This window comes from Variovorax sp. ISS6, assembly GCF_056523145.1.
In genome coordinates, this window is the sequence record NZ_JAWRZC010000001.1 from 2,634,502 (window position 1) to 2,648,939 (window position 14,438).

General features: G+C 68.1%; 12 protein-coding genes. All 12 read right to left on the reverse strand.

Features of this window, described 5'->3' with window-relative positions:
• Positions 1-42 precede the first annotated feature (42 nt).
• The 12 genes from AC1HIL_RS12010 to sdhA all read right to left on the reverse strand — a co-directional run bounded on the left by AC1HIL_RS12010 (position 43) and on the right by sdhA (position 14,429).
• Positions 43-744: a phosphoribosylanthranilate isomerase gene (locus tag AC1HIL_RS12010; RefSeq protein WP_479671876.1), complete on the reverse strand. Its 702-nt coding sequence runs from the start codon at positions 742-744 to the stop codon at positions 43-45.
• Positions 741-1,553, reverse strand: a complete 813-nt coding sequence (truA, locus tag AC1HIL_RS12015; protein WP_422097798.1) for a tRNA pseudouridine(38-40) synthase TruA — start codon at positions 1,551-1,553, stop codon at positions 741-743. The genes AC1HIL_RS12010 and truA overlap by 4 nt, the downstream gene beginning before the upstream one ends.
• Positions 1,554-1,586: 33 nt before the next feature.
• On the reverse strand, positions 1,587-4,241 hold the full coding sequence (locus AC1HIL_RS12020; protein WP_479672489.1) for a FimV/HubP family polar landmark protein: 2,655 nt from the start codon (positions 4,239-4,241) through the stop codon (positions 1,587-1,589).
• Between the two features lie 273 nt (positions 4,242-4,514).
• Positions 4,515-5,657, reverse strand: coding sequence for an aspartate-semialdehyde dehydrogenase (gene asd, locus AC1HIL_RS12025; RefSeq protein ID WP_057595813.1), 1,143 nt, complete (start codon positions 5,655-5,657; stop codon positions 4,515-4,517).
• A 93-nt stretch (positions 5,658-5,750) separates the two neighbouring features.
• Positions 5,751-6,851, reverse strand: coding sequence for a 3-isopropylmalate dehydrogenase (gene leuB / locus AC1HIL_RS12030; RefSeq protein ID WP_261208654.1), 1,101 nt, complete (start codon positions 6,849-6,851; stop codon positions 5,751-5,753).
• Positions 6,852-6,887: 36 nt separating this feature from the next.
• A complete protein-coding gene (gene leuD, locus AC1HIL_RS12035) occupies positions 6,888-7,544 on the reverse strand; it encodes a 3-isopropylmalate dehydratase small subunit (protein WP_057595815.1) in 657 nt (218 codons plus the stop codon).
• A gap of 15 nt (positions 7,545-7,559) precedes the next feature.
• A complete protein-coding gene (gene leuC, locus AC1HIL_RS12040; protein WP_479671877.1) occupies positions 7,560-8,981 on the reverse strand; it encodes a 3-isopropylmalate dehydratase large subunit in 1,422 nt (473 codons plus the stop codon).
• 43 nt (positions 8,982-9,024) lie between these two features.
• Positions 9,025-9,990, reverse strand: coding sequence for a LysR substrate-binding domain-containing protein (locus tag AC1HIL_RS12045; protein WP_479671878.1), 966 nt, complete (start codon positions 9,988-9,990; stop codon positions 9,025-9,027).
• Positions 9,991-10,164: 174 nt separating this feature from the next.
• Complete coding sequence (gltA, locus tag AC1HIL_RS12050) at positions 10,165-11,475, reverse strand: citrate synthase (protein WP_057595818.1); 1,311 nt, start codon at positions 11,473-11,475, stop codon at positions 10,165-10,167.
• 12 nt (positions 11,476-11,487) lie between these two features.
• Positions 11,488-11,865 carry an FAD assembly factor SdhE gene (locus AC1HIL_RS12055; protein WP_064262389.1) on the reverse strand — a complete coding sequence of 126 codons (378 nt, stop codon included), beginning with the start codon at positions 11,863-11,865 and terminating at the stop codon, positions 11,488-11,490.
• A 6-nt stretch (positions 11,866-11,871) separates the two neighbouring features.
• Complete coding sequence (locus tag AC1HIL_RS12060) at positions 11,872-12,573, reverse strand: succinate dehydrogenase iron-sulfur subunit (protein ID WP_057595819.1); 702 nt, start codon at positions 12,571-12,573, stop codon at positions 11,872-11,874.
• A gap of 47 nt (positions 12,574-12,620) precedes the next feature.
• Complete coding sequence (gene sdhA / locus AC1HIL_RS12065) at positions 12,621-14,429, reverse strand: succinate dehydrogenase flavoprotein subunit (RefSeq protein ID WP_057595820.1); 1,809 nt, start codon at positions 14,427-14,429, stop codon at positions 12,621-12,623.
• Between the last annotated feature and the right edge of the window lie 9 nt (positions 14,430-14,438).

Genomic DNA, 14,438 nt, shown 5'->3' on the forward strand with positions numbered 1-14,438 from the left:
CGATCGTTGGGCCGCGGCCCGGTCGACAACCGGGTGCGGCGACTAACTGGAGAAGGACGAGGCGTCGGCCGCTCTCACCGCGGCGACGAATTGCCGGATCTTGCCGGCGTCCTTCAGGCCCTTGTTCCCGGGACCGTCGATCTCGACGCCCGAGCTCACATCAACGGACAGCGTCTTGCAGCGTGTCCGCAGCGTGCGAATGCCATCGCCCACGTTTGCAGGTGTGAGTCCACCACTCAAGACGAGGTGAGCGTCGACGGCGGGTGGAAGAAGTGACCAATCGAATGCCTTGCCGCCACCGCCATAACCGTCGACATGGGCGTCGAGCAGGATGGCCTGGGCGTTTGAGAAATCGGATGCGTATTTTACGAGGTCGAAGCGGGCGCCGGCCTCGCCGAGGGGAATGCGCGCCGCGCGCATGAAGCGGAAGCGTCCGTTTCCGCTCGCCGCGAGGCAGTCGGCGGGCGTTTCATCGCCATGGAACTGGGCGATGGCGCCCGGCACCCGGGCCAGGGCGGCGATGGCCTCGGCGGGTTGTGCATCGACGAACAGCAGCACCGGCGTGACGAAGGGCGGCAGGCGCGCGGCCAGCACGGCCGCGCGTTCGGGCGCGACGGCGCGCGGGCTCTTGGGGTAGAGCACGAAGCCGACGGCATCGGCGCCGGCTTCCACGGCGGCATCGAGGTCGGCCTCGCGCGTGAGGCCGCAGATCTTGATGCGGGTGCGCGGCGGGAGAAGGCTCATGGCGGGCCATCATAGGCCGCGCGGGCGGCCTGGAAGGTGGCCTCGGCCGGCAGACCCCACTTGGCGTCGTACAACGGGCCGAGGAAGTACAGCCCGTCGGGCGAGAAGGTCGGCGCCGCCGCGTCGCGGCTGCGCGCGGCGAGCACCTCGCTGATCCACTCGGGCGACTCGGCGCCCCGGCCCACGCGCACCAGGCAGCCCATCAGGTTGCGGATCATGTGGTGCAGGAAGGCATCGGCCTCGAACTCGAACTGCCAGCGGCAGCGCTCGCCCTCGCCGTGGCGCGTGATCTCGATGCGCCGCAGGTTCTTGACCGGCGAGCGGGCCTGGCAGGCCGAGGCGCGGAACGAGCTGAAATCGTGTTCGCCGATCAGCAGCGCGGCCGCGGCGCGCATCGCGTCGCCGTCGAGCAGGTTCATCGACCAGCCGACCCGGCCCGCGTCGAGGCTGGGGCGCACCGGCGATTGCGAGAGCACGTAGACGTAGCGCCGCGCGAGGGCGCTGGCGCGGCAGTGGAATTCGGCCGGCACCGGGTGTGCCCACTGCACGGCGATGTCGTCGGGCAGGTAGCGGTTGGTGCCGCGCATCCAGGAGAAGGGTTCGCGCTGCACCTCGGTGTCGAAGTGGATCACCTGCATCAACGCATGCACGCCGGCGTCGGTGCGGCCGGCGCAGAGCGTGGAGATGCGCTGGGCGGCGAATTGGGACAGCGCCTTCTCGAGCTTGTCCTGCACCGTGCGGCCCGAGGACTGGCTCTGCCAGCCGTCATAGGCCTGGCCGTTGTAGCGGATGCCGAGCGCCAGCCTCACGAAACCAGAAACGAAGAGGCCGGCGCCGCGCGCTCAGCGCAGCTCGGCGAGCAGCTGTCGCGCCTGCGACTTGAGTTCGCCGGCGCTTTCGGCTTCGACTTCCTCGACCAGCGAGCGCGCGCCCTCGACGTCGCCGATGGCCTGCAGTTCGCGCGCCAGCGACAGCTTGACGGCATGCGGGCTCTCGTCGTCCTCGTGGGCCGAGGCCGACGGCGCGGCATGGTCGGCACCGTTGCCCGCGCGGGCGGGCAGGCCGGCCAGGGCGCTCATGTCGAACTCGATGAAGCCCGAGTCGGCCGGCAGGCCGGCACCGCCGCGCAGCACGGCCGGGCGGGTGTTGTCGGCGTCGTTGAGCGAGCCGGGCAGGGTGTCGAGCTGCAGCGCGCCGGGGGCGGTGTCGAAATCGTTCTCGAGATCGACCGTCGGCTGCACGCCGAGGCTGGCGGACGGGGGCGTCGTCGGCTGCGCGGCCGGGGCGGGCGCATAGGCCGACTTCGGCAGGCTGGCGCCGACCGGTGCCAGCGGCGGTGGCGCGGGCGGCTGGCTCAGGTCCAGGTCGAAATCGAGCGGTGCCACCGAGGGCACGAAGGCAGGAGCGGCCGCCACCGGCGCGGGGGCGGGCGCGGGCTTGGCGGCGGCCGGCGGGCGGGCCGATGCGGCCGCCAGCGCGCTCGCGAGCGCGGCGCTCTCGGCGGGCGTGGCGCTGCGCGGCGTGCCCGATTCGTACAGCGGATTGCCCGGGTCGAGTTCCTTGCCCATGTCGACCACGCGGGTCCAGTCGGCGCCATTGCCGCCGGTGAGCTTGTGCACTTCGGTGGCGAGGCCCTCGTAGGCGCGCAGGTCGCGGCGCTTGGCGTGGATCTCGAGCAGCTTCAGGTGGATCGCGGTGCGGTCGGGATTCACGCGCAGCGCTTCGCGCAGGATTTCCTCGGCCTGCAGGTCGCGGCCATACGCCAGGTAGACGTCGGCCTCGGCCACCGGGTCGACATCGCCGGCGTCGAGCTGGCTCGGCGAGTACGAGAGCGACGAGACGGTGGAGTCGCCGCGGTTCTTGGTGTCGACCGACTCGCCGCCGCTGGCGCCGAAGAAGGAGTCCTTCGGGATGCGGCTCTCGAGGAACACGCTCTCGCTCATTTCCTCGCGCCGACGACCCAGCACGCGGTAGAGCAGGAAGCCGATCAGCAGCGCGATCAGCGCGATACCGCCCAGCATCAGCGGGTTGTCGAGCAGTTCGTCGAGGAAGCTGCGTTCGGGCGGCGGTGGGGGCGGTGCCACGACCTTCTTGGGCGCCGGCTTGGGAGCAGGTGCCGCGGCGCTGGCCGCGGGACTCGGGGCGGGCGCACCGGTGGCTGCGGCGCCCTCGGCGGGAGTGGCGGCTGCGACGGCGGCTGCTGTTGCTGGCGCGGCCTCGGCGGCGGGCGTCGCTGCGGCTGGGGCCGGCGCGGCCGCGGCAGCAGGCGTGGGCGCGGCAGCGGGAGCTGGTGCGGGGCTCGGAGCGGCGGGCGCCACGGCGGCGGCCGGGCCGGCGACGGGCACCGGAATGCCAGGCGTCGCGGCGGGCGCGGCCGCTGCGGGCGCAGGCGCTGCCGAAGGCGCCGCGGCGGTCGAGCCACCCGCGGCCTTGAGCTTGTTGAGCTCCTCGATGTTCTTCGACAGCTCGGCGACGCGGTTGCTGCGGTCTTGCGCCTGGCGGGTCTGCGCGACCTTTTCCTCGGCGGCGCGCGCGGTGGCGTTGCCTTGCGAGATGGTGAGCTTGTCGGGCGCCGTGGCCGCGGCATTGCGGTCCTCGACATTGGCCTGCACCCGGCCGCCGGCGCGGCGGCTGGCGGCGGCGACGTTCGAGGTCGGGGCGTTCTCGGCCAGCCGCTGGCGATAGGCGCTGAAGTCGCGGCTCTGGGCCGTGACCGTGCGGCGGGCTTCCGCGGCCGGCACCGCGCCGGCCTCGGTGGCGCTCGGCAGGTCGAGCACGGCACCGGCCCGGATACGGTTGACATTGCCGCCGATGAAGGCATCGGGGTTGGCCATCAGCAGCGCGACCAGCATCTGGTCGAGCGAGATGTCGGCCGGCTTGTTGGCCGCGGCGATCTTGCCGGCGGTGTCGCCACGCTGCACCGTGACCTGTTCGCCGCTGCCCGCGGGGCGGGGCGAGCGGGCCGTGGGTGCGGGGGAGGACGAAGCTGCCGACGGCGCCGGTGCCACGGCGACCGGCGCGGGCGCTGCGGCGGGCTCGCGGCGCGTGCGCGCGACCACCGGGCCGGGGCGCTCGGCGGGCGCCGCGACCTGTGGCGCTACCGGAGCGATCGGCGTGCCGGCATCGGCCGCGGTGCGCGCGGTGGGCGGATCGAGCAGCACGGTGTAGTCGCGCACGATGCGGCCGGTGCTGCCGTTGGCCTCGAGCAGCAGGTCGATGAAGGGGTCGTTGAGCGGACGACTGCCGTTGAGGCGCACCACGTACTGGCCGCCGGCGCGGCGCTGCAGCGTCGCGCGCACGTCGCGCAGGGCCGGGTTGTAGGGAACGCCGGCCGTCTTGAAGGCGTCGGCGGTGGCCACGTTGATCTTGAGGCTGTCGGCCTCGGCCGCCGTGATCTCGGTCACGTCGATCTCTGCCCGCAGCGGTTCGCCCAGCGCCGACTGCACCTTCAGCGGACCCAGCGCCAGCGCGCTGGCATCGGTGCTGGCCAGACCCATCGCCACGGCCACCGCCGCACTCAGGACCGACAGACGAACGCCGTTCAGGGGAAGGGGGGAGCGAGCGGCCGATGGGCGGGCCGCGGGCAACAGATGTCTTGTCATGCTGATAGGGGGCGGCTCAGGCCCAGAAATTGTAAGAGGACGTTAGCATCATCACCCCCTACTGACAAGGCAATGCGCCCGTTCTACCCAGTGCGCGCATACTTACGAACACATCTTCTGTCGCCTTTCGACAACAAGGGGGTAGGCAACGGGCGCGAACTGCCCCCATCAGGCTTCCAGCAGGATGCGCAGCATGCGGCGCAGCGGTTCGGCGGCGCCCCAGAGGAGCTGGTCGCCGATGGTGAAGGCACCGACGTACTCCGGGCCCATCGCCAGCTTGCGGATGCGGCCGACCGGGATGCCCATGGTGCCGGTCACGGCCACGGGCGTCAGGTCCTGCAGGGTGGCTTCGCGGGTGTTCGGCACCACCTTCACCCAGGCGTTGTCGGCGGCGATCATGGCTTCGATGTCGGCCACCGGCACGTCCTTCTTGAGCTTGAAGGTCAATGCCTGGCTGTGGCAGCGCATGGCGCCGATGCGCACGCAGAAGCCGTCGACCGGCGTGGCCGCAGTGCCGAAGCCCGCGCCCTGGCCGAGGATCTTGTTGGTCTCGGCGCCGCCCTTCCACTCTTCCTTCGACATGCCGTCGCCCAGGTCCTTGTCGATCCAGGGGATCAGCGAGCCGCCGAGCGGGGCGCCGAAGTTGGCGGTCTCGGCCGCGCTGAGGTTCTGCTGCTTGTGCAGCACCTTGCGGTCGATCTCGAGGATGGCGGACTTGGGGTCGTCGAGCAGCGAGCGGACCTCGGCGTTGAGCGTGCCGAACTGCGTCAGCAGTTCGCGCATGTGCTGCGCGCCGCCGCCCGAGGCGGCCTGGTAGGTCATGCTGGTCATCCACTCGACCAGGCCGGCCTTGTAGAGCGCGCCCACGCCCATCAGCATGCAGCTCACGGTGCAGTTGCCGCCGATCCAGTTCTTGCCGCCGTTGGTCAGCGCGTTCTGGATCACGGGCAGGTTGACCGGGTCGAGCACGATGATCGCGTCGTCCTTCATGCGCAGCGTGGACGCGGCGTCGATCCAGTGGCCGTTCCAGCCGGCGGCGCGCAGCTTGGGGAACACCTCGGTCGTGTAGTCGCCACCCTGGCAGGTGATGACGATGTCGCACTTCTTCAGGGCCTCGATGTCGTGCGCGTCCTTGAGGGCGGTTTCGTTCTTGGCCATCGCCGGGGCCTTGCCGCCGGCGTTGGAGGTCGAGAAGAAGACCGGCTCGATGAGGCCGAAGTCGTTTTCGGCCTGCATGCGGTCCATCAGGACCGAGCCGACCATGCCGCGCCAGCCTACGAGGCCGACCAGAGGTTGAGATGCGTTCGCCATTTGAGTGTGCCCTTTAAGAAAAAAGAAAGTCGCTGGTTTCTCTTTGCGCCCGACTCGTCAGGAGCCGGGTGGGCGTGACGAAGCGGGCTGCGGTTAGCCGGTAATCGTCTTTTTGGTGATCGAGGCCGAGAGTGCCGCCACCACGGCGTCGCCCATCTCGATGGTGCCGACCTTGCGGGTGCCCTCCGACCAGATGTCCCCCGTGCGCAGGCCGGAGGCCAGCACATGCTTGACCGCCGACTCGATCCGGTCGGCAGCTTCGGCTTGATTGAGGGAGAAACGGAGCATCATGGCAGCGGACAGTATTGTAGCCAGGGGATTGGCAACCCCTTTGCCGGCAATGTCGGGCGCGCTGCCGTGGCTGGGCTCGTACAGGCCCTGGTTGCTGGCATTGAGCGAGGCCGAGGGCAGCATGCCGATCGAGCCCGTGAGCATCGCGGCCTCGTCCGAGAGGATGTCGCCGAACATGTTGCCGGTGACCACCACGTCGAACTTCTTGGGCGCCTTCACGAGCTGCATGGCGGCGTTGTCGACGTACATGTGGTCGAGCTCGACGTCCGGATAGTCCTTGCCGACCTCGGTCACCACGTCCTTCCAGAACTGGAAGGTCTCGAGCACGTTGGCCTTATCGACGCTGGTCACGCGCTTGCTGCGCTTGCGGGCGGCCTCGAAGGCCACGCGCGCGATGCGCTCGATCTCGGGGCGCGAGTAGCGCATCGTGTCGAAGGCTTCCTCGGCGCCCGGGAAGTGGCCGTCGGCCGCGGTGCGGCGGCCGCGCGGCTGGCCGAAGTAGATGTCGCCGGTCAGCTCGCGGATGATGAGGATGTCCAGGCCCGCGATCAGCTCGGGCTTGAGGCTCGAGGCGTCCACCAGCTGCTCGTAGCAGATGGCCGGGCGGAAGTTGGCGAACAGGCCGAGGTTCTTGCGCAGGCCCAGGATGGCCTGCTCGGGGCGCAGCGGCCGGTCGAGCTTGTCGTATTTCCAGTCGCCCACCGCGCCGAACAGCACCGCGTCGGACTCCTTGGCGAGCTTGAGCGTCGAATCGGGCAGCGGGTGGCCATGGGCCTCGTAGGCGGCGCCGCCGACCAGGGCGGTCTCCATCTCGAACTTCAGGTCGAGCGCCTGGAGCACCTTGACGGCTTCCGCCACGATTTCGGTGCCGATGCCGTCACCAGGGAGAACTGCGATTTTCATTGGGTGGTTGTCGAAGGAAGTGAAACGGAAAACGCCTCAGGCGTTGGCGAGCATCGTGTGCGCGAGCCAGGGCTTCTGCGCCAGCCGCTCGGCCTCGAAGGCCTTGATCTTGTCCTTGTGGCGCAGCGTGAGGCCGATATCGTCCAGGCCGTTGAGCAGGCAGTACTTGCGGAAGGCCTGCACGTCGAAGGCGAACTCCTGGCCGTCGGGCTTCACCACCACCTGGCGCTCGAGGTCGATCGTCAGCGAGTAGCCCGGGAAGGCGAAGGTCTCGTCGAACAGCTGGGCCACCTGCGCCTCGGGCAGCACGATCGGCAGCAGGCCGTTCTTGAAGCTGTTGTTGAAGAAGATGTCGGCGTAGCTCGGCGCGATGATGGCGCGGAAGCCGTACTGGTCGAGCGCCCACGGCGCGTGTTCGCGCGAGGAGCCGCAGCCGAAGTTCTTGCGCGCCAGCAGCACCGAGGCACCCGCGTAGCGCGGCTGGTTCAGCACGAAGTCGGGGTTCGGCTTGCGGCTGGCCGGGTCCTGGCCGGGCTCGCCCGGATCGAGGTAGCGCCATTCGTCGAACAGGTTCACGCCGAAGCCGGTGCGCTTGATCGACTTGAGGAACTGCTTCGGAATGATCGCGTCGGTGTCGACGTTCTCGCGGTCCATCGGGGCCACGAGACCCTTGTGCACGGTGAATTTCTGCATGTCTTGTTCTCCTGGTCAGGCGAAGGTGCGCACGTCGACGAAATGGCCGTGCACGGCGGCCGCGGCGGCCATGGCCGGGCTCACGAGGTGGGTGCGGCCGCCCGCGCCCTGGCGGCCTTCGAAGTTGCGGTTGCTGGTCGAGGCGCAGCGCTCGCCGGGCTCGAGGCGGTCGGCGTTCATCGCCAGGCACATCGAGCAGCCGGGCTCGCGCCACTCGAAGCCCGCGGCCTTGAAGATCTGGTCGAGCCCTTCGCGCTCGGCCTGTTCCTTCACCACGCCCGAGCCGGGCACCACGAGCGCCAGCTTCACGTTCTTGGCGACCTTCTGGCCGAGCTTCTTCACCACGGCCGCGGCCTCGCGCATGTCCTCGATGCGGCTGTTGGTGCACGAGCCGATGAACACCTTGTCGATGAAGATGTCGTTCATCGCCTTGTTCGGCTCCAGGCCCATGTAGACCAGCGCGCGCTCGATGGCGCCGCGCTTGCTGCCGTCCTTTTCCTTGTCGGGATCGGGCACGCGGCCGTCGATCGCCACCACCATCTCGGGCGAGGTGCCCCAGGTGACCTGCGGCTTGATCTGCGTCGCGTCGAGCTCGACCACGGTGTCGAACTTCGCGCCGGGGTCGGACTGCAGCGTGCGCCAGTAGGCCGCGGCCTGGTCCCATTCGACGCCGCTGGGCGCCATCGGGCGGCCCTTGATGTAGCCGATGGTCTTCTCGTCGACCGCCACCAGGCCCGCGCGCGCGCCGGCCTCGATCGCCATGTTGCACACCGTCATGCGGCCTTCCATGCTGAGGTCGCGGATCGCCGAGCCGGCGAACTCGATCGTGTAGCCGGTGCCGCCGGCGGTGCCGATCTTGCCGATGATGGCCAGCACGATGTCCTTGGCCGTGCAGCCCAGGGGCAGCCTGCCCTCGACCTTCACGAGCATGTTCTTGGCCTTCTTGCCCAGCAGCGTCTGCGTGGCCATCACGTGCTCGACCTCGCTGGTGCCGATGCCGTGCGCGAGCGCGCCGAAGGCGCCGTGGGTGGATGTGTGCGAGTCGCCGCAGACCACCGTCATGCCCGGCAGCGTGGCGCCGGTCTCGGGGCCGATCACGTGCACGATGCCCTGGCGCTTGCTCAGGAACGGGAAGAACGCGGCGGCGCCGAACTCGGCGATGTTGTGGTCGAGCGTGGTGACCTGCTCCTTGCTGGTCGGGTCGGCAATGCCTTCGTAGCCACGCTCCCAGCCGGTGGTCGGCGTGTTGTGGTCGGCCGTGGCCACCACCGAGCTGATGCGCCACAGCTTGCGGCCGGCTTCGCGCAGCCCTTCGAAGGCCTGCGGGCTGGTGACCTCGTGCACCAGGTGGCGGTCGATGTAGAGGATCGCGGTGCCGTCTTCCTCGGTGTGGACGACGTGTTCGTCCCAGATCTTGTCGTAGAGCGTGCGTGCCATGTCGGTCTCTTCTCTTTCGTGGGGAAATGGATTGTCTTGTGTTTCAGGCCGCGAGCCGGTCGGCGCCGGCTTCGGTTTCAGCCTCGGTGGAGGAGGCCGCGTGCAGGTGGTTCACCAGCGTGCGGGCCGCCACCGGCAGCGTGGAGAAATCGCGTGCCACCAGCCGGATCTCGCGCGCGGCCCAGGCGTCGGACAGGGCCACGCTGACCAGGCCGCGGCCGATACCGTCCTGCATCAGCTCGAAGGCGCGCTGCGGCATCACGCCGATGCCCAGGCCGTTCTGGATCATCCGGCACATCGCATCGAGGCCGGTGACGTGGATGCGCAGCTTGACGCTGCGGCCCGCGAGCAGCGCGGCCTCGTGCATCGCCACGTAGATCGAGCTGTTGGTGTGCAGGCCCACGTGGTCGTAGTCGAGCGCGGCGATGAACTCGATCGCGCCCTGATCGGCCAGCGTGTGGCCCGCGGGCACGATCAGCGCCAGGCGGTCGTGCCGGTAGGGCAGGCTCTGCAGCTCGCCCGCGCCGCCGGCCACGTGGCACACGCCGAGGTCGGCCGCGCCTTCCTGCACCGCGCGGATCACCTCGGTGCTCAGGTGCTCCTCGAGGTCGATCTTGATCGCCTCGTGGGCGCGCGTGAACACGCCCAGGTCTTCCGGCAGGAACTGCACGATGGCCGAGATGTTGGCGTGCACCCGCACGTGGCCGCGCACGCCGTCGGCGTACTCGCTGAGTTCGCCCTGCATCTTCTCGAGGCTGTAGAGCACCGATCGCGCGTGGTGCAGCAGGCTTTCGCCGGCCGGCGTCAGGTCGACGCCGCGCGCATGGCGGTAGAGCAGGGTGGTGCCGAGCGTGGCCTCGAGGTCCGACAGCCGCTTGCTGATGGCCGAGGCGGCGATGAATTCGCGCTCCGCGGCGCGCCCGATGCTGCCCAGCTCGCACACGGCCACGAACAGCTGCAGCGACGTGAGGTCGATGCGGCGGGCAAAGTTGCGTTCGGACGTGCTCATGGGGGCTTGGGCATCGCATCTGGCGATGAGTCGGCTATTTTCTTCCTGTTTTCATGCAGTTGCCATCGTGATATGAGATGGCATTGCTGCCCGAGCGCGAGGAGGGCCATGCCGAACGGGCAATAAAAAAGCTGCCCGAAGGCAGCTTTTGCAGGGAGCGGTCGGAAGAGTCGATCAGCGGGCCGAGATCGGCTTCACGTCGCGCTTGGGCGAGCCTTCGAACAGCTGGCGCGGGCGGCCGATCTTGTACTCGGGGTCGCCGATCATTTCGTTGAGCTGGGCGATCCAGCCGACGGTGCGGGCCAGCGCGAAGATCGCGGTGAACAGCGGCACCGGGATGCCGATGGCGCGCTGCACGATGCCCGAGTAGAAGTCGACGTTCGGGTAGAGCTTGCGCGACACGAAGTACTCGTCTTCCAGGGCGATCTTTTCCAGTTCCTTGGCGAGCTTGAACAGCGGGTCGTTTTCCAGGCCCAGCTCGGTCAGCACTTCGTTGCAGGTTTCCTGCATCAGCTTGGCGCGCGGGTCGTAGTTCTTGTACACGCGGTGGCCGAAGCCCATCAGCTTGACGTTCGAGTTCTTGTCCTTGACCTTCTTGATGAACTCGCCGATCTTCTCGACGCCACCTTCCTTCTGGATGTCGTAGAGCATGTTGAGCGCCGCTTCGTTGGCGCCGCCGTGGGCCGGGCCCCAGAGGCAGGCCACGCCGGCCGCGATGGCCGCGAAGGGGTTGGTGCCCGACGAGCCGCACAGGCGCACGGTCGAGGTCGAGGCGTTCTGCTCGTGGTCGGCGTGCAGGATGAAGATGCGGTCGAGCGCGCGCTCGAGCACCGGGTTCACCTTGTACTCCTCGCAGGGCGTGGCGAACATCATGTGCAGGAAGTTGCCCGCATAGCTGAGTTCGTTCTTCGGGTACATGTACGGCTGGCCGATCGTGTACTTGTAGGCCATGGCCACGAGCGTGGGCATCTTCGCGATCAGGCGGATCGCGGCGATCTCGCGGTGCTCGGGATTGTTGATGTCCGTGCTGTCGTGATAGAAGGCCGACAGCGCGCCCACCAGGCCGGTCATGATGGCCATCGGGTGTGCGTCGCGGCGGAAGCCGCGCAGGAAGAACTGCATCTGCTCGTTGACCATCGTGTGGTTGGTCACGAGCTTGGTGAAGTTGGCCTTCTTGGCCGCGTCCGGCAGTTCACCGTACAGCAGCAGGTGGCAGGTCTCGAGGAAGTCGCAGTTGGTCGCGAGCTGCTCGATGGGATAGCCGCGATACAGCAGCTCGCCCTTGTCGCCGTCGATGTAGGTGATGGCCGACTGGCAGGCCGCGGTGGACATGAAACCCGGGTCGTAGGTGAACATGCCGGTCTGCGCGTACAGCTTGCGGATGTCGATCACGTCGGGACCGACGGTGCCCTTGTAGATCGGCAGTTCGACCTTGTCGGCACCGTTGCTGAACGATAGCGTGGCCTTGGTATCGGAGGCTTTCATTTCGGGTTTCTTTCAGAGGATTGTTCGGGAGGGCGAGGAGGAAGAGGTCGTGGAGGCTGCGGGCCGCTGCGCACCGTCGGCGCGCATCAGCTGCAGAAGCTCGACCACCTCGGCCCCGGCCCATGCGGGCTCGGGCTCCTTTCTGCGAAGGAGAAGATCGAGCAAATCGTTGTCCGAGAGGTCCATCAGAACCTCCATCGCGCCGGCCTGGCCGACGGTGATGCGAGATTCGTGCCGCTCGAAGAAGCGGGCGATGAACAGATCGTTTTCGAGCAGGCCGCGCCGGCAGCGCCACTTGAGCTTGCTGAGCGCCCGTTCGTCGAGCGGCTCGGCCGCCGCGCTTCCCGAGGAAAGCGCCGAGGGCGATGGAGTGCCGGGCAAAGCAGCCATGTCGGGTCAGATGGCGCGACGCACCATCAGTTCCTTGATCTTGCCGATGGCCATGGTCGGGTTCAGGCTCTTCGGGCACACGTCGACGCAGTTCATGATCGTGTGGCAGCGGAACAGGCGGTACGGGTCCTCGAGGTTGTCGAGGCGCTCGGCGGTGGCTTCGTCGCGGCTGTCGGCGATGAAGCGGTAGGCCTGCAGCAGGCCGGCCGGGCCCACGAACTTGTCGGGGTTCCACCAGAAGCTCGGGCAGCTCGTCGAGCAGCTCGCGCACAGGATGCACTCGTACAGGCCGTTGAGCTCCTCGCGCTCTTCGGGCGACTGCAGGCGTTCCTTCTCGGGCGGCACGGTGTCGTTCTGCAGGTACGGCTTGATCGAGTTGTACTGCTTGAAGAACTGGGTCATGTCGACGATCAGGTCGCGGATCACCGGCAGGCCGGGCAGCGGCTTGAGCACCACGGTGCCCTTGAGCGTGTTCATGTTGGTCAGGCAGGCCAGACCGTTCTTGCCGTTGATGTTCATCGCGTCGGAACCGCAGACGCCTTCGCGGCACGAGCGGCGGAACGACAGCGTCGGATCCTGCGCCTTGAGCTTCATCAGGGCGTCGAGCAGCATGCGTTCGTGGCCGTCGAGTTCGATCTCGATGGTCTGCATGTAGGGCTTCGCGTCCTTGTCCGGGTCGTAGCGGTAGATCTGGAATGTGCGCTTCATCGTTGTGACCTTGTGAATGCTTTTACGTGGCTGATCTGAGCTGGCGCTTAGAAGGTGCGAACCTTCGGCGGAACCGAGGCGACCGTGAGCGGCTGCAGCTTGACGGGCTTGTAGGAGAGGCGGTTGTCGGCGCTGTACCAGAGCGTGTGCTTCATCCAGTTGGCATCGTCGCGGCCCAGCGGCGCGACCGGATCGTCGGCCGGGCGCTCATAGTCCTCGACGGTGTGGGCACCGCGGCATTCCTTGCGGGCCGCGGCCGAGACCATGGTGGCCTGCGCCACTTCGATCAGGTTGTCGACTTCCAGTGCCTCGATGCGCGCGGTGTTGAACACCTTGGACTTGTCCTTCAGGCCGATGGCCTTCACGCGCTCGCGCACTTCGGCGATCTTGACCACGCCTTCGTCCATCGAGGCCTGCTTGCGGAACACCGCCGCGTGCTGCTGCATGGTCGAGCGGATCTGGTTGGCCACGTCCTGCGCGTACTCGCCGCCGGTGGAGTTCTGCAACTCGTTGAGGCGCTCGAGCGTGCGGTCGGCGGCATTGGCCGGCAGCGGCTTGTGTTCCTTCAGCTTGTCGTTGAATTCGACGATGTGGTTGCCGGCCGCGCGGCCGAACACCAGCAGGTCGAGCAGCGAGTTGGTGCCCAGGCGGTTGGCGCCGTGCACGCTCACGCACGAGCATTCGCCCACGGCGTAGAGACCGTTGACGACGGAACTGTTGTCCTCGCCCTTCTGGATCACGACCTGACCGTTGATGTTGGTCGGGATGCCGCCCATCTGGTAGTGGATGGTGGGCACCACGGGGATCGGCTCCTTGGTGATGTCGACGTTGGCGAAGTTGACGCCGATCTCGTACACCGAAGGCAGGCGCTTGTGGATGGTCTCGGCACCGAGGTGGTCGAGCTTCAGCAGCACGTAGTCCTTGTTGGGACCGCAGCCGCGGCCTTCCTTGATCTCCTGGTCCATCGAGCGCGAGACGAAGTCGCGCGGTGCCAGGTCCTTCAGCGTGGGCGCGTAGCGCTCCATGAAGCGTTCGCCGTTGCTGTTGAGCAGGATCGCGCCTTCGCCGCGGCAGCCTTCGGTCAGCAGCACGCCCGCGCCGGCCACGCCGGTCGGGTGGAACTGCCAGAACTCCATGTCCTGCAGCGGGATGCCCGAGCGCGCGGCCATGCCGAGGCCGTCGCCGGTGTTGATGAAGGCGTTGGTCGAGGCCTGGAAGATGCGGCCCGCGCCGCCGGTGGCCAGCAGCACGGTCTTGGCCTGCAGGATGTGCAGGTCGCCGGTTTCCATCTCGAGCGCGGTCACGCCGACCACGTCGCCTTCGTCGTCGCGGATCAGGTCGAGTGCCATCCATTCGACGAAGAACTGGGTGCGCGCTTCCACGTTCTTCTGGTAGAGCGTGTGCAGCATCGCGTGGCCGGTACGGTCGGCCGCGGCGCAGGCGCGCTGCACGGGCTTCTCGCCGTAGTTGGCCGTGTGGCCGCCGAACGGACGCTGGTAGATCGTGCCGTCGGGGTTGCGGTCGAAGGGCATGCCGAAGTGCTCGAGCTCGTACACGACCTTCGGTGCCTCGCGGCACATGAACTCGATCGCGTCCTGGTCGCCGAGCCAGTCGGAACCCTTGATCGTGTCGTAGAAGTGGTAGTGCCAGTTGTCCTCGCTCATGTTGCCGAGCGAGGCGCCCACGCCGCCTTGCGCGGCGACGGTGTGCGAACGGGTGGGGAACACCTTGGAGAGCACGGCCACGTTGAGGCCCGCGCGCGCCAGTTGCAGCGAGGCGCGCATGCCGGAACCGCCGGCACCGACGATCACGACGTCGAACTTGCGCTTGGTGATTTGTTCTTTTGTGTAGGTCATGGTGGGGAT